Here is a 20,050-nt window from a genome sequence, read left to right on the forward strand (position 1 = left end):
TGTGGCTCTTTTTTTTGTTCCATTGTATGATAATAAGCATATATTTCCATTTTATATGTATGAAGGAGTAAGTATGAAAAGTATATACCTCGCTATCGTTTTAAGCGTATTAGTTCTCATAGGTTGTGAAAAGGGAGAGCCGATGGTGTTATTGAACGAGCCAATTAAAGCTATTCATATTTCACCATCAAAAGGCGTGGGTGAAATAAATGAAACCATCCTTTTTTCTATCAAAGAAGATGCAGACATAAAAACAGTGGAAAAAGTCATTTTAACAGCTGTAAAAGAGCCAACAGTAATAAATGAAAGACTGCCAGATTATGATGTAATGGTTGAGTATAAAAAGGGTTTGCCTACTCATGCCATTCATTTATGGGTAGGAGAACAAGATGAACCTAGTATTCTCATGTATATGGTTAATGATGGGGAGATGTATTTGACCACAGGCGACATGACGAATGTGTTAAGGGAGATGCTTAGGAAATGATTATAAACGAACAAGAGCAAAAAATAATAGAATGGACCAGATTAAAGTTCGGCTTAGCTCATTATGATTTATGTCGTAGTAGTTACAGTCGCCGTGTAACACTTTTTAATGAAACAGTTTACCAATATTGTATGGAGTGGTTTCCTAAAGAGGCATGTATTGTTGAGGAAAATTTAAATCCTGAGGGAACGGCAGTAATTACGATCGATTTGCAAACAAATAAGGTAGAATCCGCTATTTTTGTGGAAGGGAAAACATATGCAGAGCATGGTGTTGTCTTTCATCAGCGAGATGTAGAAAGCATTATCAAATGGATAGAAGCGGAAACGAATTTAATATATGGTAGGCATTTTCAACTGGATTCTCATAAAGGGGATAAGTACGTTTTTAAAGAATGTTATAAAGGGAAAGACATATCTCCACCTGGTTATATTGAACTGAAATTAAATAGTGAAGGGAAACTCGTTTTTTATAGTGTTTATGGGCAATTTCCAAAAGAAGAAGTAGTGAAAGAAGAGGAATATACACTGACCGTTGAGCAAGTAAAGAAAGCTGCCCAATCGCAAATCAAACTGATACATGATCCTTCCTTTGAAGAGGAAAAAATCCACGCTGTATATGCTGTAGAGGAAATTTATATAGCCAATGATCTTTCGAAAACATTTCCTTTTGAAGGTTTTACCGATAGATGTGGACGTATTGAATTGGAAGAGCTATTGGTTTGGTCGGAGCCGTTACAAAATAACTTCACTCGGAGTGAGTTGATGTTGATAGAAGATATCTCAGCAAAACAGGCATTCACGAATGAACCTAGTGCTGATACTGTACCGATTAATAAAAGTGAAGTAACTGCTTATATTGACGTCGTTCAAACGTTTTTAAGACAAGTATACCCAGAGTATTCAGGAGAATGGTTATTAACTTCTTTCAATCGCGATACTGGTTATATTCACGCAAATTTAAAAGGAAGTAAGAAAAATTCGTTTGTTTTCCAGAGGAAACTGAAAGTCTTTATCGATCCTCTTTCGCTCGAGGTGATAAATTATATAGACAACCAGTTATTAAGTGATCAATTTAAATCGTATGATGGCCCGGATGAGGTTGTCCTATCAAAAGAAAAAGCCTATGAAAAAATCAAGGAATTCATTGAGTTAAAACCTATTTATGTGTATGACTTTGATACACGAAAATATATTTTAAGTGCAATGATTGATAGTTTGTATGGGGTTGATGCCAATACTGGTGAAGTTTTCTTGCTGGCGGATAGGAAGTGATGGAGTGGTGGATTTAGTAACAAGATTGCGAGATCGGGGAGTAAAAGTAACCGAGATACCGAAATGGGGTCCTTATTTACAATATCGCTGGGAGCAGTCATTTGCTAGTCACTTGAATAAGAGTGAAGAAGAAGAGATTCATTTATATGATAAAGGGAGAATTTGTGGGTTTCTATGGCACGTTTTTAGTTATGAGACAGTCGCTTGTCTAGAAGGAGAACAGGCTAGAGGTAGGTTAGATCAAATGAAAAATATGTCTTGTTATATATTTTACGAGATGGAGGATGCTGCGTATATCATTGATCGGGTAACATCACTCAAGGCGATTGATTTCGAGAGAGAAAGTGATATTTATGTGGTGGATGTTGATTTTACTTGGACATATATAAGGACACATGAATCCCCATGGTACGGTCCTTATTTTTATCATCATAAAGAGGTTGAGAGAAGATGACTTATAAACTGGTATTCTTTGATGTGGATGGTACGATAACGAGTGAAAAAGATGGGAGTATACCACCAACAACTAAGGTAGCGATTAGAAGACTGATGGAGAAAGGTATACACGTTGTTGCGGCTACTGGTAGACCATTATCCATGTGTGAAGAGTTGCGGGAAATAGGAATTGAGACATTTATAACAGCTAACGGAGGGTACGCCAAGCATCAACAGACGGTCATACATAAGATTCCATTTAATAAAGAGAGATTAATAGACGTGATGAACTTTGCAGAAAAAATGAAACATGGTTTATCTTTTTATACTGAATCCCTTTATATGAATGGTGTCAAAGAAGGAGCTATTCTTACAGCACTTAATGAGACTTTATCTCTTGCTGATTATCCGAGTACACAGCCTGCTATTCTTGAGGAAGAGGTCTATCTTTTATGTTTATTTGCGAATGATAGAGTAGTAGATATTTATCGGCAAACGTTTCCTTATTTAATCTTCAAGAGGTGGCACCCTTATATCTTAAATGTAGTTGAAAAAGAGGTATCTAAGTATGTAGCAACAAAAGAAGTATTAGCCTATTTCAATGTGTACCCCCATGAAACAATTGCTTTTGGTGATGGCGACAATGACATTGATATGGTGAAACTTGTTGGGCTAGGAATTGCGATGGGGAATGGTAGCCAAGGCGTTAAGACTGCTGCGGATTATGTGACTTCTAGGGCAAGTGAAGGAGGGATTTATGAGGCATTAAAGAAGTTCAATATTTTATAAGAAGGAGGTTCGTTATGAAGGGGAATATATATGATCAAGCATCCTTTTTTGAAAAATATAGCCAAATGACACGATCGGTAAAAGGCTTAGAAGGAGCTGGAGAATGGCAAACATTAAAGGGGATGCTGCAGACCTTTCAGGATAAAACCGTCTTAGATTTAGGTTGTGGTTTCGGTTGGCATTGCCGATTCGCGGCAGAGCATGGAGCTAAATCAGTTGTGGGAGTAGACATTTCTGAAAAAATGATCTCGAAAGCAAAAACAATGTCACAAGACTATGAAAATGTTACATATATTCGATCCACAATAGAGGATATGCAAATAAAGGAGAGGCATTATGATGTGATAGTAAGTTCGCTTGCCCTACACTATGTACCTGACTTTGAAGAAGTGGCTAATAATGTTCATAAGGGATTGGTAAAAGGAGGACAATTTATTTTTTCTGTAGAACATCCTATTTTTACAGCACAAGGTAGTCAAGATTGGTTCTATGATGCACAGCAAAAGGTTTCTCATTTTCCTGTTGACCAATATTTCTTTGAAGGAGAAAGACAAACAACCTTTTTGGAAGAAAAAGTAACGAAATACCATAAAACTTTGACTACTTATCTTGATGGCTTACTAAAGCAAGGTTTTCAAATCACAAGAGTAGTGGAACCAAAGCCACCAGAACATATGATGCATACAGAGGAAATGAAGAATGAAATGAGAAGACCCATGATGATCATTATTTCGGCGACTAAATACGAGTAGCTTAATATCAATGATGGTTGGTTGTTGAAGAAAGGAGTAGATGAATTGGTCGTTTCAAGAGATTATTCTCTTAACCAGTTTTATGAGATTCCGCCATATACGTACAATCCGGTAGCAGGAGCTTTATATATGGGGTTGAAATTATGACGGAGTTCCAACTTTGTCATAGAATAAAGGACTCATGTCGGGATTTGATAAACCGTGGTTTATTGCGGGTGGTTGGGCGATTGATTTGCATATCGGTTAAAAGACTAGAGAACATAAAGATATTGAAATCGCTGTATTTCGTCATGATCAAGCGCATGTAAAAAATCACCTTAAACAATGGAGGCTTCAGAAAGTGGTGAATGGTGAACTAGTTATTTGGGAAGGAGAAAACTTACAGCGACCGATTCATGAAATTCATTGCCAGAATGTGATAAATGGTACTTCTTTAGAGGTATTGTTAAATGAAATCCAACATAACGATTGGATCTTTAGAAGAGATGAGCGTATTCGTTATTCATTTGAAAAAATGAAGTCCGTAAACAAAGAAGGCATTCCTTATTTGAGTCCCGAAGTGGTGTTGTTATATAAAGCGAAAGATCAAGAGGACTTTCTTCGAGTCGTCGATTTCCTATCTTCTGAAGAAAAGAAATGGCTACAAACGGCGATGCAATTACATATGCCACATCATAAGTGGTTAGAATTACTGTAAGATACTGAAATTCACTTACTTAAATGGATCAGGAGGATACCTAGTGATGGATATAATGAATATGACAGTAACCTTAGCATTATTAGGCGGGCTATTGGCATTTTTCTCTCCGTGTACGCTACCGTTATATCCGACTTTTATCTCTTATATTACCGGGGTATCGGTAAATGACCTGAAACAAAAGCATGGTGCACAGTCGAAGGTAATCCTTCATGCGGTTGCGTTTTGTTTCGGATTAGCATCTTTAAACTATGTATTGGGTTTTTCTGCGAGTTTTCTTGGGGAGTTTTTTAGAGAATATAATGATCTCATTCGCATGTTTGGTGGGATTTTCCTTATTATGATGGGGATATTTTTAATGGGTCTTTTTCAGCCGAAACTTCTTATGAAGGAGATACGCCTCTTTAAATATAAACAAGCAGGAACTTTTTTGAGTTCATACTTAGTAGGCGTCATTTTTGCTGCCGCTTGGACCCCATGTATTGGCCCCATCTTAGGTGCTATTATTTACGCTAGTTTGGCTCAACCACCAGAACAAACTTTTATCCATATTACAGCTTATTCGTTAGGATTTTCTATACCGTTTATTTTACTAGGTTTTGCTATTGAGAAGGCGCGATTCTTTCATAAATATTCGAGTCATTTGATGAAAATGGGTGGTTTCATTTTGATTATTATTGGGGTAATGATCTATTTTGATCAAGTGTATGTCATCAACATTTGGGGAGCGAAGGCGGAATTCTTTTTGAAAGGGTTGTGGGGGATGATTACTAGTTAGCACAAAGGGGGACAATTAGTTGAATCAGTTTAATATAAAGTGGCAAAACCCAATCATCCGTCTGTATATTTTAGGCATGCTACCTTTGATCGTGCTCTCTATCATATTTTTTAGTACTTTACCGAGTGAATTGTATTGGATCCCAAACAGTTTATTAATGATTGGTACAGTCGTTATGATTCTTACTAGTGCTATACTTTACAGAAAAAGTAAGTAGGAAGAGTTGAGTACAACTCCATAAAAAAGACATGAACAAATGTTTCTGGGAATTTGCTCATGTCATTTAAATTGGGTTTTTTCCTTTTATTTACCAATTAAAGACGGTTTTAAGAGTAAAGAGAATCAATGAGTACAAAAGGGAAGCCAATAAGAAAGTGGGCAGGTGGGCATAGTCTTCCTCCGGTAACTCTTTACTAATGACATTAAAGATCATTGCGCCTGAACTGAAAGCGATGATGGAGTGGACGAATAACCCTGTAGTAGGGCCCATTGATCCGGCAAGTGCCCCTATAAGCGTAGCTATCGCAAACAGAAAGCGTCCGTATTGATGGTGAATATCCTCGTTTTCTTTTCCAATATGATAGGATATGCCGATAAAGTGAAGACCGATGGCTAATCCATAAAATAAAGCTTCACCAGAGTGAACGTCAGATGAGAATACAATATAAGAAACCATAAATGTATAGATAGCGAAAAAAGTTGCTTGCACAAAATAGGCGGCGTTTTGGTTCATTTTTTGCGCTTTTGTAGATTTTGCGAATTTATACACACTATAGTAAACAATTAATCCGATCAACCCCAAGAAGTATAGTTCGGAATCGATCGCTAGTGTGCCACCTAACTTGTCTTGTTCTTCATGCATGGAAGGGAGAATATATACAAATACATAAGCGATCGCCACACCGCCGGAAAGTGAAAGTATTTTCTGCTCTTTCATTGGTAGCCATTTAATAATCCTTAGTGCAAAAAGTTGAATGAATATAAGAATAACGCCAATGATGATGGATTCAATGGTCATGGTGATTCCCCTCCTATTTCTCTACCCTTCTATATACCCAAAAATCATAAATGAGTCATCCTCCGCCAATTTTTATTTGTCTGGTTATTTAACCTGACGAGACGAGATAAAAGGCCAATAGTAGTAATAAGTAAGCTATGGGAGGGAAAAGAATAATCCATGGTCAGTGGTAGATGACGCCGCGTGCCTGCCCGATGAGCCCAGGCCTTTCATTGGTAATCGAAAGATAAATCGTCGGCAAATATTGTTTTCCCGTGCCGCCGAGAAATAGATAAAGACCCGTGATTTGGCCGAAATACACAACAAACAATGGTGAAAGTAAAAAAAGGAAGCATTAGCGAGTCATTCAGTCAGAAAATCAGCCACGAAAGCCGAGCAAATAGCATTAGCAAGTCATTCAACTAGAAAACCCGCTACGAAAGCCGAGCAAATAGCATTAGCAAGTCATTCAACTAGAAAATCCGCCACGAAAGCCGAGCAAGTAGGATTAGCAAGTCATTCAGTCAGAAATCCCGCCACGAAAGCCGAGCAAATAGCATTAGCAAGTCATTCAACTAGAAAATCCGCCACGAAAGCCGAGCAAAGCATTAGCAAATCATTCAACTAGAAAACCCGCTACGAAATCCGAGCAAATAGCATTAGCAAGTCATTCAACTAGAAAATCTGCCACGAAAGCCGAGCAAATAGCATTAGCAAGTTATTCAACTAGAAAATCTGCCACGAAAGCCGAGCAAATAGCATTAGCAAGTCATTCAGACAGAAAATCCGTCACGAAAGCCGAGCAAATAGCATTAGCGAGTCATTCAGTCAGAAAATCAGCCACGAAAGCCGAGCAAATAGCATTAGCAAGTCATTCAGACAGAAAATCCGTCACGAAGGCCGAGCAAATAGCATTAGCAAGTCATTCAGTCAGAAATCCCGCCACGAAAGCCGAGCAAATAGCATTAGCAAGTCATTCAGTCAGAAAATCCGTCACGAAAGCCGAGCAAATAGCGTTAGCAAGTCATTCAGCCAGAAAATCCGTCACGAAAGCCGAGCAAATAGCATTAGCGAGCCATTCAACTAGAAAACCCGCCACGAAAGCCGAGCAAATAGCATTAGCAAGTCATTCAGCCAGAAAATCAGCCACGAAAGCCGAGCAAATAGCATTAGCAAGTCATTCAGTCAGAAATCCCGCCACGAAAGCCGAGCAAATAGCATTAGCAAGTCATTCAGCCAGAAAATCCGTCACGAAAGCCGAGCAAAACACATTTGCCTTTCACTTCTCCCATTGACTTTCAAAACCCAGTTGATTACAATTACATTTAAATATTTTCACTCCAAAAGCAATGAAGAGAAAAAGTAGAATGTGTCGTTTTTTAAGCAGAGAGCTTCGGTAGCTGAGAAGAAGCAAAAAGCAATCATTCGAAAATGGTCTCTGAGCTGTGTACTGAACATACTTGTTTATAAGTATAAGTAGGCTCCACCGAGTTTTGGCACTCGTTATCAATGTCACAGTATAAAGGCCGATTGGGACTGGCGTACTTGATGAGGCAAGTAGGGTAACCTATTTGTAAAATAAGGTGGTAACGCGTGGTGTAAACCTCGCCCTTAGCTAGAAATAGCTATGGGGCGAGGTTTTTTGTTTGCAGTCATGTCTCAATCAATCAGGCTAACAATTTAGGGGGAATAGAAGATGAGTATTTTTATTGGTGGGGCGTGGGCTTATGCAAATGGATCTTTACATCTCGGTCATGTTTCAAGTTTGCTACCTGGAGACATTTTGGCAAGATATTATCGTTTAAAAGGAGAAAAAGTGCTATATGTTTCAGGCAGTGATTGTAATGGTACACCGATTACTGTGAAGGCAAGACAGGCGGGGGTAGAGCCGCAGGCGATAGCGGATCACTATCACCAAGAGTTTGTTGATTGCTTTACGCAATTAGGTTTTTCTTATGATATTTATACAAGAACAGATACAGCTCATCACCATCATGTAGTACAAGAAATATTTTTAGCGCTTTTAGAAAAAGGCTTGATCTACAAGCGAAAGGTAGAGCAAACCTATTGTGAGCACTGTCAGCAGTTCTTGCCAGACCGCTATGTGGAAGGATTATGTCCAGTTTGCAATGAACCTGCCAGAGGTGATCAATGTGATCATTGTGCAACCATCTTAGAGCCCCTTGAACTTCATGAACGCAGCTGTAAAATTTGTGGTCACACACCGACGACAAGGGAGACAGAACATTTTTATTTTGCACTAAGTGACTTACAAGCTGATTTGGAGAAATATACACAACGGTCTGAGGGGCAGCATTTATGGAGAGAGAATGCACTGCATTTAACGAAAAGGTATTTAAGTGAAGGCTTGCACGACAGGGCCATTTCTCGAGATCTACCAATCGGTGTCAGTGTCCCTGTTTCTGGTTATGAAGATAAAAAGGTGTATGTATGGATTGAGGCGGTTTCAGGCTATTATTCAGCAAGTAAAAAGTGGGCCGAAGAAAACAATCAGGATGAGCATCATTTTTGGTCAAATGAAACAACCTCGTATTATGTGCACGGAAAAGATAATATCCCGTTCCACACGGTCATTTGGCCCGCCATTTTACAAGGAATAGGGATTGCGGCATTGCCGACAAGGGTGATTTCCAACGAATATGTTACTTTAGAAAAAAAGAAGTTATCGACGAGTAAAAATTGGGCTGTTTGGGTGCCTGATTTCTTAGAAAGATATGAACCAGATTCGATTCGCTACTTTCTTACGATTAATGCACCGGAGAATCGCGATGCCGATTTTTCTTGGAAAGAGTTTATCTATAGCCATAATAGCGAATTGCTCGGTGCATATGGGAATTTTGTGAATCGTACGTTGAAATTTATTGAAAAATCATTTGCCGGTGTCATTACAACGTCGGATATTGATGAAAAGATAAAAGGAGAAATAAACTGCTTATATCAAGAAGTTGGAAACCTCATCGAACAAGGGAGCATGAAGCAAGCCCTAGAGAATATATTCGCCTATGTGCGAAAATCTAATAAATATTTTGATGAGCAAAAGCCATGGCAACAATGGCATGAGGATCAAGGGACTTGTGAAAAAACGTTAGCTAATTGTGTTTATTTTCTTGCCAACCTCGCGCAATTACTTTCTCCCTTTTTACCGTTTTCAAGTGAAAAGGTATTTGAATTACTCAATGTCCAAGAGCGGAGATGGCATGAGGTTGTTTTGAATGGTGTGACACTCACTGCACCAGTTGAACCATTGTTTGCGCGCATTGATGTAGAGAACATTGAAAAAGAATTAACGAGATTACAAGCACAATCACTTACCTAATAATCGCCGGAAGCAGGACTTTACTTAGCAAACAAAGAACCAATACTTGGGTGGTGAAGTGATGAGGTCAGAAACAGAAATGATGGCTACGATTATAGACTTTGCAAAAAACGAAGAGAGGATTTTTGCTGTCTATATGAACGGTTCCAGAACAAATATAAATGTCCCAAGAGACCAGTTTCAAGATTATGATATTGTTTATGTCGTTGAAGATACCGAGCCTTTTATTAAAAAACAAAATTGGATCGCATCATTCGGCGAGTTGATTATGAAGCAAGAACCAGATAAAAATGATTTTGGTAAAGAAATAGTGCAAGACTTCAAGAGTTATGGTTTTCTGATGCTATTTACAGACGGCAATCGCATCGATCTTCGCTTTCAAACGAAGGAAGTGATGCGAAAAGAATATGGGGAAGATAAACTGACTGTTCCTTTATTAGATAAAGGTGAGTACTTGCCCATTATTCCTCCTCCGACAGATGTCGATTACCACGTGCAAACACCGAGTGAAGGTGAATATGATGCTTATACAAATAACTTCTGGTGGTGTCTACAAAATGTGGCGAAAGGCATTTGGCGAGATGAATGGCCATATGCTCAAGCAATGTTTAACTCTGACATAAGAGACGCATTAAACAAAATGGTCGATTGGTGGATCGGTATTCAATATGATTTTCGTATTTCTACTGGTAAGTTAGGAAAATATTATAAGTGTTATCTCCCTCCTTCCTATTGGGAGATGTACAGAAAAACTTATAGTGATGGAGATGAGGAAAATATGTGGGAAGCAGTTATGACCACATGCGAATTGTTTCGTGCGTTAGCTCAAGAAGTGGCTAATCACCTTCGATTCTCTTATCCTATCAATGATGATCGCCGCATGTTGGCGTATTTGGAGGGGGTTAGGCAATTACCGAAAGCGTGAAGGAGATAGGCTACTTAAAGAATGAGAGGAAAAAGCGGAAAAAGGGATTGAAGACCTTTCGTATAAGGGTAAAGAATTGTACGACTTAAAAGCAAAGGGATGGATTCACACAATGAATATTCTTTCCTATTCTTATAAAAAACGGGGAGCGATTGAATTTACTTTCGATGCTTTTCCCCATTCAAAAGTAGTCTTTCACCCAATTAAAACGTATTATTTCATTCGCACTGTGCGCTGGAATGCGGCGGATCCTGTTGTGACAAGAAGAGATTTAGAGAGAATGGAAATGGTAGCTAACTTAGAGATGGGTACACTTGAACATTATAAAAAAAGAAAAGGTTATAACCCACTAACACTATAAATGTAAGCCAGTAAGGAGGAAGCCGATGCCATCTTATCAACCTAAATTACCTTTAACAGCGGATGAAAGGTCTAGACTACGAGAGGCAAGATTGAAGATCAGCCAAATACATATACTTGGGATAAAAGAAATTAGTCAGCATTTAAATATATCAGATGAAAGGGCACGGAAGATTAAGGGATGGGCAGACTTCCAATTGGTGCCCTCAATTGGTTTTGAATTAGCGGATAAACTTGTTCGATATCTGCAAATCTATCGTTTAGAAGATATAAAGAATGAAAACCCTGGACAACTATTTGATCTGCTGGAAAAGGAAATGGGTGTGAGAACGGATGGCTGTGTGGAAGATCAAATTCGCTGTGTCATTCATTTTGCTAACAATAAGCAAATGTCTAAAAAATGGTTTGACTTCACGGAGGAGAGGAAGGCGTATCGCATAACACATGGCTTTCCATCAGATCGACCAGAGAAATCGTGGAGAGACTAGGAGAAGTTGGCGATTGTGATTCAAGAGAGTAGCTTATTGCAAAGTCCGCTCTCCATCAAAAGTCGTAAGTAAGATACAGCTTTTATCGGTCGTGATGAGTTCTCTTTTGTATAAAAATATAATTAGATAAAGGAGGACTGATGATGCAATGATAGAAGGCTTATATGAAGCTCATTTACCAGTCAAAGATTTAGATGATGCGATTGAATTTTATACGAATCTAGGGTTACAGGTGGCATTAAGGGATGAAGAGACAGTATTTCTCTGGATTGAAAAGGATAAAAGTTGGTTAGGTCTATGGCAAGGTGAAGAGTACAAGTTGCCTTATCATCCTTCTGTTAGACATGTTGCCTTTCGCGTTTCCTATGAAGATTTAAAGCGGTCATTAAATTGGTTAGAAACAAAGGGAATTGAAGCAGTGCCATTTGGCAACAGAAAGTCGGTGGCTCCATTTATTCGATCACATCAAAGTAATGCGTCAGTTTATTTTAAAGACCCGGACGGCAATAGTTTAGAGTTGATGTGTACGGTGGATACACCAGAGGAGTTGCAGAAAGTTTGCAAAAAGTGGTCTATCACTGAATGGGAAGAATCTTTGAAGAGACTTAAGCTACAAGATATATATAAATAGAGTAATTTTACGAAAAAATGTTGCTTCATATATCATTTTTTCGTTTTTTTTTTGCCTTGTAAGAGTTGAGCGGTAATATGGTTACATTTAGAAAATGCCAAAGAGATAAAGTGATAAAAATAGGTTACTTGTCCACACGAAAATGATCTCTTCTTAATAAACTATCAGGATAAAGATTAAATTCTTGTGGAAAGGAGTGTTACATTTGGCTGATTGTAATAGAAATGCTTTAGGGACATGTTCCGATGCAGGTGGCTATAATACTACTGCAAGTGGTGTGGCTTCGCATGCGGAAGGTAGTACAACAGAAGCTGTTGGCACAGCGTCTCATGCGGAGGGCTATAATAGTATAGCAACTGGTGAGACATCACATGCCGAGGGTTATGCATCAACAGCAACAGGTGCAGCTTCTCACGTGGAAGGATCAAGTACTAATGCGACGGAGGTCGCCGCACATAGTGAAGGGTTTAATACACTAGCGAGTGGGCAAGCCTCCCATGCGGAGGGGAATTCGACGGAAGCTTTAGGCACAGCATCCCATGTGGAAGGCTTTGGGAATACGGCGATTGCTGATAGCTCACATGCAGAAGGTTATGGAACAACAACAGAAGGAATTGGTTCACATGCAGAAGGGGCTCAATCGAATGCAGGTGGAGTCGCTGCACATGCAGAAGGCTTTAGTACAACTGCAAACGGTGATGGGTCTCATTCTGAGGGGAATTCTACGAATGCATTAGGGACAGCCTCCCATGCGGAGGGTTTTGAAAGTTTGGCCATCGGTGGAGTATCACACGCTGAGGGACATGGGTCTGAAGCAAGTGGATATGCCTCTCATGCAGAGGGGATTAATACTTCGGCAATTGGAAATGAGGCACATGCAGAAGGAACAAATACGTCGGCGATTGGAGATAATAGTCATTCAGAGGGTTATGCAACAACGGCTAGTGGGGAAACCTCTCATGCAGAAGGTTCAGAAACAATTGCAAGTGGAGATGTTTCACATGCAGAAGGTTCAGAATCTACTGCAAGTGGAGTTGCTGCGCATGCAGAAGGGTTAGGTACAACCGCTAGTGGAGATGCCTCTCATGCGGAAGGAGATGGTACGTTAGCTTCTGGTAGTGCTGCACATGCCGAGGGTTTATCTACTTCTGCTACCGCTATCGCTTCGCATGCAGAAGGTGGTTCAACAAATGCAACAGCTTATGGTGCTCATGCGGAGGGCATTCAAACAACTGCCTCCAATTCTGGCGCACATGCCGAGGGTTTTCTAAGTGTAGCAAGTAACTTTGGTACTCATGCCGAAGGGTACAATACTCAAGCGATAGGATCTTACTCTCATGCCGAAGGGGGGAGTACACAGGCACAAGGTGTGTATACTCATGCGGAAGGATATTTAACCGTTGCAAGTGGAGATGCGGCTCATGCGGAAGGTACTTCAACAGTTGCTTCTGGTACTTGGTCTCATGCGGAGGGTGATGGATCAGAGGCATCTGGCTACGCATCGCATGCAGAAGGAAATTCCACAATTGCTTCAGGCACTTTTGCACATGCCCAAGGTCAGAGTACAGTAGCAGCGGGCACTGCTTCCCATGCTGAGGGCTACTTATCTAGTACAACACTTGATGCCCCTTATGCACATGCAGAAGGATTAGGTACAATTGCCAGCGGAAATGCTTCTCATGCGGAAGGAACAGAAAATACCGCAAGTGGTTTTTCAGCACACGCAGAAGGGGGTTCAGATGGTGCAAACTTACCTGCACCTAACACTGCAAGCGGCAATAGTTCCCATGTTGAAGGATTTAACAATGTGGCGAGTGGATTAGCAAGTCATGCAGAAGGCACAGATACGATCGCTTCAGGTGATTACTCTCATGCGGAGGGACTTGGAACAAGTACAAATGATCAAGCCGGCGCGCATATTATAGGTAGATACGGTGATGCCGAAGAACCTTTTTCATGGTTTATTGGAAACGGTACAGCTGCAGACACAAGAAGCCTCGGTGCTAAATGGTTAGCTAGTAATGGCGAAATGTATATTGATGGAGCCACATACAATACTGGTGGGGCAGATATAGCAGAGATGTTTGAAAGTATAGATGGCTTGGCAATTGATCCAGGATACTTTGTTACATTAGAAGGAGATAAGATGCGAAAGGCAACTGCATCTGATAGCTATATTCTTGGTGTAACAAGTGCTACTCCAAGTTTATTAGGTAATAGTGCAAGCTTGAATTGGCAGGGGAAATATGAATTAGATGAATGGGGACGTAGAATATACACCCATATTGAAGTACCTTTGCCAGCTACAAAAAATGGAGAAACTCGCTCATCGTTTACAGAAACCAAACCGATCATTAGTCCGAAATGGGATCCATCGCAATCTTATGTTTCAAGACAAAATAGACAAGAGTGGTCTGCAGTAGGGTTATTGGGACAATTAAGAGTAAGAGATGATGGTAGTTGTCAAGTGAATGGCTATTGTTTACCAAATAATGAAGGAATAGCAACTACTTCACAGCAAGGGTATCGCGTGATCAAAAGAACGGCCGCTAATCAAGTCATTATTATGATAAAAGGCAATGAAAGTGAAATAATCGAGCTTTCTAACCGATATCAACAAGAGCAACAAGAAATGAAACAAATGCTTTCCCAGTTGGCTAATACAATTAATAATAAAAATAATTAAACCGTAAGAATATAGGGTTTCTATAAAGAGGAACCCTATGTTTACATAATAAACTAAAAATCTGGGGGGGAAAACGTTTGGAATCTAGAATTACATTTGATACAGAGGCGGGAGCTGGCTATATCTATTTGCTGCCTAATTCAGAAACATATACAATTCAAGCAACAGAAGATGTGGGTGATTCTCCATTACTAGTTGATATTGATGAGTATGATCGAATCGTTGGTATAGAATGTCTTGGAGAGATTGCGCAAAGATTATCCCCGATAGCAGGGGAAGAAAAAATATATCTCGAAAATGGAGAAACCCTATCCTTCCGGCTATCTGGACAAGCTGTTAAGAAACATTATCTGCTAAAAGGCATCCAATTTTATTTTGCTGATGAGCAGTCTAAATACTTTATCGGCTTCGACATTATTGATTTTCACAAATATAAGAAACAGATTTTAAAAAGCATGGTAAAATAATTTTTAGTTTTTTTTGCTTTCAAGAAATAAATCTTTTTAATTCAGCCATTACTGTTTTTAAAGTTTGAAGGGATTGTTCCGTATGATAGTTGATGTCGAGTGAGTGATTTGCGCCATCGATTATTTTTATTTGAATAGAACGTTCCTTCATTTCTTCGATTGTTTCATGATGGAAATATGGATCTTGATTACCTATGACGAGTAACACCTCTTGCGTTATAAGTACTGTTGCCTTAGCGATTGATGGGAGTTTTAATAACGGTGTTAAAAGAATAATCTGTGCCTCACGGAAAATTTCTTCTTTCGCAAGGTGTAAAGTGATCGGTATCGTACCAAGAGATTTGCCCAACAGGATGGTTTTTTGATAGATATGTTTTTGAGATAGATCCGTAATAACTAGGTGAATATCTGCCATCATTAAGGATGAAATGTCTTCTACTCTATGTGTTTTTAATAAATTTGCTTCATATTGATAATGGATATGAACAACATCAATGCCCTGTTCAATCATCATCATCGTAGCGTAGTAAAACAATGGATGATTATAGTTGTATCCCGCTCCTGAAAACATAATACATACGGACGGAGCACCTGAATTTATATGAGTATATCTAACTAATTTTTCCTCTTTTTGTAAGTTTCTTTCGTGAATTTCCATCGATTTCCCCTTGTTATTTTTTATAAGTAGTGTAACATATTTCCTGTACTGTATTTTCTGAATCTTATATTTTTTTGTAAGGGGTGATACCTATCGGGTGGAGAAATCCTGCGCTGCTTATATTGGGTATAGGCGTTTCTTATTTAGGAAATTGGATTTATTTGATTGCGTTGAACGTATATATTATTGACTTAACCGGTTCTGCAGCTGCAGTTGCGGGTCTTTATATTATTAGACCTCTAGCAATGCTTATGACCAACCTTTGGTCAGGAAGCGTGATTGATAGAGTAAATAAAAGAAGGTTAATGATTTTTATCGATATTGTACGTGGTCTTTTAGTTGTCTGTTTACCATTTTTACATTCATTATGGTTAATTTACTTTTTATTGTTACTTATTAATTTGGCTGGTAGTTTCTTTGGACCAAGCTCACAAGTATACATAACCAAATTAATTCCAGAGTCAGAACGTAAGCGAGTTAACTCTCTTATCGGAATGGCAGGTAATGGGGCAATTATGATTGGTCCAGCTATTGCAGGTGTATTAATGACGACGGTTAGTTTGGCTGTCTGCTTCTATATTAATGCGGCTACTTTTATTATTTGTGCTTTCTTTATTTTCTTACTTCCTAATGTGGATGAGCAGAATAATCATGTTAGAGAGCGAATTCGCTTAAAAACATTAATAGAAGATTGGCGAACAATTATCCGGTTTTCAAAAGGAGCCAAATATTTTATATCTGTCTATTTGTTGTTCCAAACGACGATGCTCATATGTGTCGCCCTAGATTCTCAAGAAGTTACCTTTTTAACGAGAGATCTTGGCCTATCTAATGAAGCGTATGGCTATATTGTGGCTATGACAGGTATCGGTGCTATATTTGGCGGTTTATGTTCGAGTTTATTAGCGAAAAAATTATCATTAAAACTATATATTGGTGCGGGGATGTTATTGACATCCATCGGTTACATTGTCTTCTATGCATCTTCACATTATTTAACTGCAACCATAGCCTTTGTCATATTAGGGTTTTTCTTTACGTTTGCAAATGCAGGTTACGTTACTTTTTTCCAAAAACAAGTACCTGTCGACATAATGGGGAGGTTTGCAAGTGTAGCTGATCTATTGCAAGGAATCGTCCAAATTGGTTTGACATTACTACTGGGTCTCCTAGCTGAGTGGTTTACCCTACAAGAAGTAAGTGTTGTATTTGCAGTGATTAGTGGAATTGTTTCCATTGCGTTAGTCGCAACTATCTATCGTCCATCAAAGGCAAGTTATTTTGAAGATAAGGCTGTCTCTAGCTAATGATTTGCTCCTAACTTCCGATTGAAGTATGATGAATGAAAATGAGAGATAAAGGAGATTAGCGATGAAAAGTGTCATGCCTTTTCTTATGTTTCAAGATGGCCAAGCAGAGCAAGCGATGAATTATTATACGTCAATTATTGAAGACTCAAGCATTATAAATATTGTCCGCTATGGTGAAAATGAAGCGGGTGATGAAGGGACAGTAATGAATGCCATATTCAAGCTAAAGGACCAAGAAGTGATGTGCATTGATAGTAATATCGCCCATCAGTTCAATTTCACACCAAGCTTTTCCTTTTATTTGAATTGTGATACTGCGGAAGAACTTCGTGTTGTCTACGAAAAGCTAGTAGACGGTGGTACGGAATTAATGCCTTTAGGTGATTATGGTTTTAGTCAACAATTTGCTTGGATTAATGATCGCTTCGGTGTATCTTGGCAAATCAATCTACCTTAAGTAAAAAGATGGCGAGGGTTATGTATTCCCTTCTGCCATCTTTTTTAATGCTAACGCTCTTTTGGTTATGAATCGTTGCATATAAGCTTTTAAAAAGAGGAAGTCTGCTATCTTTCCAATCAATCCTAATGGTGAAATATAAGAAAATGAATCAATCATTTCTGTTCCTTCATCATGCTCGCGGAACTCATGAACATGGATAAATGATTGAAAAGCACCCTTTACCAATACATCTGTAAATTGATAGGGGCGTTCCATCTCCGTAACTTTTGCTGTTAGTCTCTGCTTTACACCAAAGTGTATAGCTTCCCATGTTACTGTGTCCCCACTCCTGAGTAAACCTGAAGTCACTCCGGCAACAGCTCGCTCCTGTGATTGTTTTGTTGTCTCCGTATGTACTTCCACATTTCTAGCTAAATCAAAACATAAGTGAATATCGGCATGAATCAATAAACGATGTTTAATGACAGGCATGTGTAAACCCCCTTATTTTAGTGATAACAAAAGCATTCGATGAAATCAACCACCATAAACAAAATCATTGCGGTAACCGTTGATTAATTATTTAGATAGACTAAATAATTAATATTTCAGAAAAATTAGTTTTGTAAAATTTGTGTATATTTTTCTTTAATTTTTATTTAAAAAAAGAGGAATAATCGGAAGAATTAAACTGAAGAATATTATAGTAAACAGGAGAAATAATAAGTATTTGAGAGAATTATAAAGGTTTTTCTAGATAGGTGCGCTATAGTGAACGCACAGCTTTAAATATCCTCGGTAATTCTTGCTATTTACAATTTGAATGTATTAATAATATAATAGAAAAGTATTTTGTAGTATATTGCTTAATCTTTTTTCTAAGAACGGGGGACCCAATTTTTACAGCGGACATGTCCGTTTGGGGTGAATCTATGTATGTTAGAGGGGCTTACTGTTTCCCTTAGTCCTAACCCGAAAGCTAACCTCGTCAGCATTAAAGGAGACAAAAGGAGTTTATATGATTGCGGGAAAATGACTGAAAAGGCTTTTTTTTTTGGTTTATTTTCACCTTAAATTAATTAACCTTGTTTCCCTTGCCTAAGCACTAGATCAAATTTATAGAAGGTGAGGTTTTTTAAATGAAAAAAATATTTAAAATGAGTCTAGCTACTCAAATTTTGATTGGTCTTATTTTAGGTATTGTCATTGGTGGTATTTTCTACGGAAATGAAACCGCTCAAAGTTTTTTACAGCCATTTGGTGATTTATTTATCCGTTTAATTAAAATGATCGTCGTACCGATCGTTCTTTCAACAATCATCGTTGCTATTGCTGGTGTTGGTGACATTAAATCAGTCGGTAAGCTCGGCGGGAAATCACTGTTTTATTTCATTGGAATGACAATGGTAGCGATTGCAGTGGGACTTATTTCTGCTAATATATTCCAACCTGGAGCGGGTTTGGATATGGAGAGCTTAGAACAGAATGATATTTCTGGATATGTTGAAACGAATGAAGAGCAAGAAGGAAAATCAATAGCCGACACACTATTGCATATTGTACCGACAAATCCGGTTCAAGCAATGGTGGAAGGTGACATGCTTGCGATTATATTCTTTGCCGTTGTATTTGGACTAGGAGTCGCAGCAATAGGTGAAAAAGGGAAACCAGTATTAAGATTTTTTGAAGGCACAGCTAAGGCCATGTTTTATGTAACAAACTTATTTATGAAGTACGCACCAATAGGGGTGTTTGCGTTAATTGGTGTGACTATTTCAAAATATGGTTTTGCTTCATTGATTCCTTTGGGGAAATTAGCGTTAACAGTGTATGGTACAATGGCATTCTTCGTTATCGTTATTTTAGGAATTATGGCTAAAATTATCGGTGTGAATATCTTTAAATTACTTGGATCCATTAAAGAAGAATTACTGCTTGCTTTCTCAACAGCGAGTTCAGAAACGGTTCTTCCAAGAATTATGGACAAGATGGAACAAGCAGGAAGCCCGAAACATATCGCTTCTTTTGTTATTCCAACTGGTTACTCATTTAACCTCGATGGTTCCGTTTTATACCAAGCCATTGCAGCATTATTTATTGCACAAATGTTTGGTATTGAGTTAAGTATTGTTGAACAAATCACACTAATGCTTGTACTAATGATTACTTCTAAAGGTATGGCAGGTGTACCAGGCGTTTCGTTTGTTGTTCTACTAGCTACTTTCAGTACAATTGGACTACCTGCAGCAGGTCTTGCTTTTATCGCAGGTATCGACCGTATCCTAGATATGGGTCGTACAGCAGTAAACGTAGTTGGTAATTCCCTTGCTGCACTTGTTATCGCAAAGTGGGAAGGCCAATTTAACCCGCCATCTGATAATAAAGTTCAAAAAGCTTCTTAAAAGTTATCATAGAATTTGTATGCCACAGAATTTAATTCTGTGGTATTTTTTTTGTTTGCGATTAATAGTCTAACTTGGCTGCATAACCTAAAATGCGAGGGAAGAGAATAAGAAACTATGTGGCAGGAATCAAATACA

At 38.6% G+C, this 20,050-nt stretch carries 22 protein-coding genes, 1 riboswitch and 1 other annotated feature; of the genes, 19 read left to right on the forward strand and 3 right to left on the reverse strand.

Annotated features, from left to right (window positions below; genetic code table 11):
* The first annotated feature begins 73 nt into the window (after positions 1-73).
* From MKX78_RS01525 to MKX78_RS01565, 9 genes are all read left to right on the forward strand, one after another.
* Complete coding sequence (locus tag MKX78_RS01525) at positions 74-487, forward strand: hypothetical protein (RefSeq protein ID WP_341049465.1); 414 nt, start codon at positions 74-76, stop codon at positions 485-487.
* Positions 484-1,761, forward strand: coding sequence for a hypothetical protein (locus MKX78_RS01530; RefSeq protein WP_341049467.1), 1,278 nt, complete (start codon positions 484-486; stop codon positions 1,759-1,761). The genes MKX78_RS01525 and MKX78_RS01530 overlap by 4 nt, the downstream gene beginning before the upstream one ends.
* A gap of 4 nt (positions 1,762-1,765) precedes the next feature.
* Positions 1,766-2,215 carry a DUF4275 family protein gene (locus tag MKX78_RS01535; RefSeq protein WP_341049469.1) on the forward strand — a complete coding sequence of 150 codons (450 nt, stop codon included), beginning with the start codon at positions 1,766-1,768 and terminating at the stop codon, positions 2,213-2,215.
* Positions 2,212-2,985 carry a Cof-type HAD-IIB family hydrolase gene (locus tag MKX78_RS01540; RefSeq protein WP_341049471.1) on the forward strand — a complete coding sequence of 258 codons (774 nt, stop codon included), beginning with the start codon at positions 2,212-2,214 and terminating at the stop codon, positions 2,983-2,985. The genes MKX78_RS01535 and MKX78_RS01540 overlap by 4 nt, the downstream gene beginning before the upstream one ends.
* 14 nt (positions 2,986-2,999) lie before the next feature.
* The gene (locus tag MKX78_RS01545; RefSeq protein WP_341049473.1) at positions 3,000-3,737 is read left to right on the forward strand and encodes a class I SAM-dependent methyltransferase; all 738 of its coding nucleotides are present in this window, start codon (positions 3,000-3,002) and stop codon (positions 3,735-3,737) included.
* 24 nt (positions 3,738-3,761) lie between these two features.
* Complete coding sequence (locus MKX78_RS01550) at positions 3,762-3,884, forward strand: hypothetical protein (RefSeq protein ID WP_307315695.1); 123 nt, start codon at positions 3,762-3,764, stop codon at positions 3,882-3,884.
* Between the two features lie 193 nt (positions 3,885-4,077).
* Positions 4,078-4,434, forward strand: coding sequence for a hypothetical protein (locus MKX78_RS01555; RefSeq protein WP_341049477.1), 357 nt, complete (start codon positions 4,078-4,080; stop codon positions 4,432-4,434).
* Between the two features lie 46 nt (positions 4,435-4,480).
* On the forward strand, positions 4,481-5,212 hold the full coding sequence (locus MKX78_RS01560) for a cytochrome c biogenesis CcdA family protein (RefSeq protein ID WP_341052687.1): 732 nt from the start codon (positions 4,481-4,483) through the stop codon (positions 5,210-5,212).
* Positions 5,213-5,231: 19 nt separating this feature from the next.
* Positions 5,232-5,429, forward strand: coding sequence for a hypothetical protein (locus tag MKX78_RS01565; protein ID WP_095370983.1), 198 nt, complete (start codon positions 5,232-5,234; stop codon positions 5,427-5,429).
* A 90-nt stretch (positions 5,430-5,519) separates the two neighbouring features.
* On the opposite strand, the gene MKX78_RS01570 is transcribed toward MKX78_RS01565, so the two are convergent.
* The gene (locus MKX78_RS01570) at positions 5,520-6,230 is read right to left on the reverse strand and encodes a hypothetical protein (protein ID WP_340977373.1); all 711 of its coding nucleotides are present in this window, start codon (positions 6,228-6,230) and stop codon (positions 5,520-5,522) included.
* A gap of 1,319 nt (positions 6,231-7,549) precedes the next feature.
* Positions 7,550-7,825 (forward strand) — a binding site (T-box leader).
* 80 nt (positions 7,826-7,905) lie between these two features.
* Here MKX78_RS01570 and metG point away from each other — a divergent pair.
* From metG to MKX78_RS01605, 7 genes are all read left to right on the forward strand, one after another.
* Positions 7,906-9,546 carry a methionine--tRNA ligase gene (gene metG, locus MKX78_RS01575; RefSeq protein ID WP_341049479.1) on the forward strand — a complete coding sequence of 547 codons (1,641 nt, stop codon included), beginning with the start codon at positions 7,906-7,908 and terminating at the stop codon, positions 9,544-9,546.
* A gap of 61 nt (positions 9,547-9,607) precedes the next feature.
* Complete coding sequence (locus MKX78_RS01580; protein ID WP_341049481.1) at positions 9,608-10,471, forward strand: aminoglycoside 6-adenylyltransferase; 864 nt, start codon at positions 9,608-9,610, stop codon at positions 10,469-10,471.
* A 112-nt stretch (positions 10,472-10,583) separates the two neighbouring features.
* The gene (locus MKX78_RS01585; protein ID WP_341052689.1) at positions 10,584-10,832 is read left to right on the forward strand and encodes a hypothetical protein; all 249 of its coding nucleotides are present in this window, start codon (positions 10,584-10,586) and stop codon (positions 10,830-10,832) included.
* A gap of 25 nt (positions 10,833-10,857) precedes the next feature.
* On the forward strand, positions 10,858-11,319 hold the full coding sequence (locus MKX78_RS01590) for a helix-hairpin-helix domain-containing protein (RefSeq protein WP_095370978.1): 462 nt from the start codon (positions 10,858-10,860) through the stop codon (positions 11,317-11,319).
* 148 nt (positions 11,320-11,467) lie between these two features.
* Positions 11,468-11,950 carry a VOC family protein gene (locus MKX78_RS01595; protein WP_341049483.1) on the forward strand — a complete coding sequence of 161 codons (483 nt, stop codon included), beginning with the start codon at positions 11,468-11,470 and terminating at the stop codon, positions 11,948-11,950.
* Positions 11,951-12,155: 205 nt separating this feature from the next.
* Positions 12,156-14,636 (forward strand): peptidase G2 autoproteolytic cleavage domain-containing protein, encoded by a 2,481-nt coding sequence (locus MKX78_RS01600; RefSeq protein WP_341049485.1) that lies wholly within the window; start codon positions 12,156-12,158, stop codon positions 14,634-14,636.
* Between the two features lie 77 nt (positions 14,637-14,713).
* Positions 14,714-15,103, forward strand: coding sequence for a DUF2283 domain-containing protein (locus MKX78_RS01605; protein ID WP_307315676.1), 390 nt, complete (start codon positions 14,714-14,716; stop codon positions 15,101-15,103).
* Between the two features lie 19 nt (positions 15,104-15,122).
* Here the strand turns inward: MKX78_RS01605 and MKX78_RS01610 are convergent, their stop codons facing one another.
* Positions 15,123-15,761: an alpha/beta family hydrolase gene (locus MKX78_RS01610; protein WP_307315674.1), complete on the reverse strand. Its 639-nt coding sequence runs from the start codon at positions 15,759-15,761 to the stop codon at positions 15,123-15,125.
* Positions 15,762-15,844: 83 nt separating this feature from the next.
* Here MKX78_RS01610 and MKX78_RS01615 point away from each other — a divergent pair, with 83 nt between their 5' ends.
* The gene (locus MKX78_RS01615; RefSeq protein ID WP_322910333.1) at positions 15,845-17,068 is read left to right on the forward strand and encodes an MFS transporter; all 1,224 of its coding nucleotides are present in this window, start codon (positions 15,845-15,847) and stop codon (positions 17,066-17,068) included.
* A gap of 64 nt (positions 17,069-17,132) precedes the next feature.
* The gene (locus tag MKX78_RS01620; RefSeq protein ID WP_307315671.1) at positions 17,133-17,528 is read left to right on the forward strand and encodes a VOC family protein; all 396 of its coding nucleotides are present in this window, start codon (positions 17,133-17,135) and stop codon (positions 17,526-17,528) included.
* Positions 17,529-17,546: 18 nt separating this feature from the next.
* Here MKX78_RS01620 and MKX78_RS01625 read toward each other — a convergent pair whose 3' ends face one another.
* Positions 17,547-18,002, reverse strand: a complete 456-nt coding sequence (locus tag MKX78_RS01625; RefSeq protein ID WP_307315668.1) for an SRPBCC family protein — start codon at positions 18,000-18,002, stop codon at positions 17,547-17,549.
* Between the two features lie 361 nt (positions 18,003-18,363).
* A riboswitch (cyclic di-AMP (ydaO/yuaA leader) is annotated at positions 18,364-18,519 on the forward strand.
* A gap of 130 nt (positions 18,520-18,649) precedes the next feature.
* Here MKX78_RS01625 and MKX78_RS01630 point away from each other — a divergent pair.
* Positions 18,650-19,912 (forward strand): cation:dicarboxylate symporter family transporter, encoded by a 1,263-nt coding sequence (locus MKX78_RS01630; RefSeq protein ID WP_341049493.1) that lies wholly within the window; start codon positions 18,650-18,652, stop codon positions 19,910-19,912.
* Positions 19,913-20,050 lie beyond the last annotated feature (138 nt).

Origin of the sequence: Cytobacillus sp. FSL R5-0569 (assembly GCF_038007265.1) — a bacterium.
Taxonomy (GTDB): Bacteria; Bacillota; Bacilli; order Bacillales; family Cytobacillaceae; genus Cytobacillus; species Cytobacillus kochii.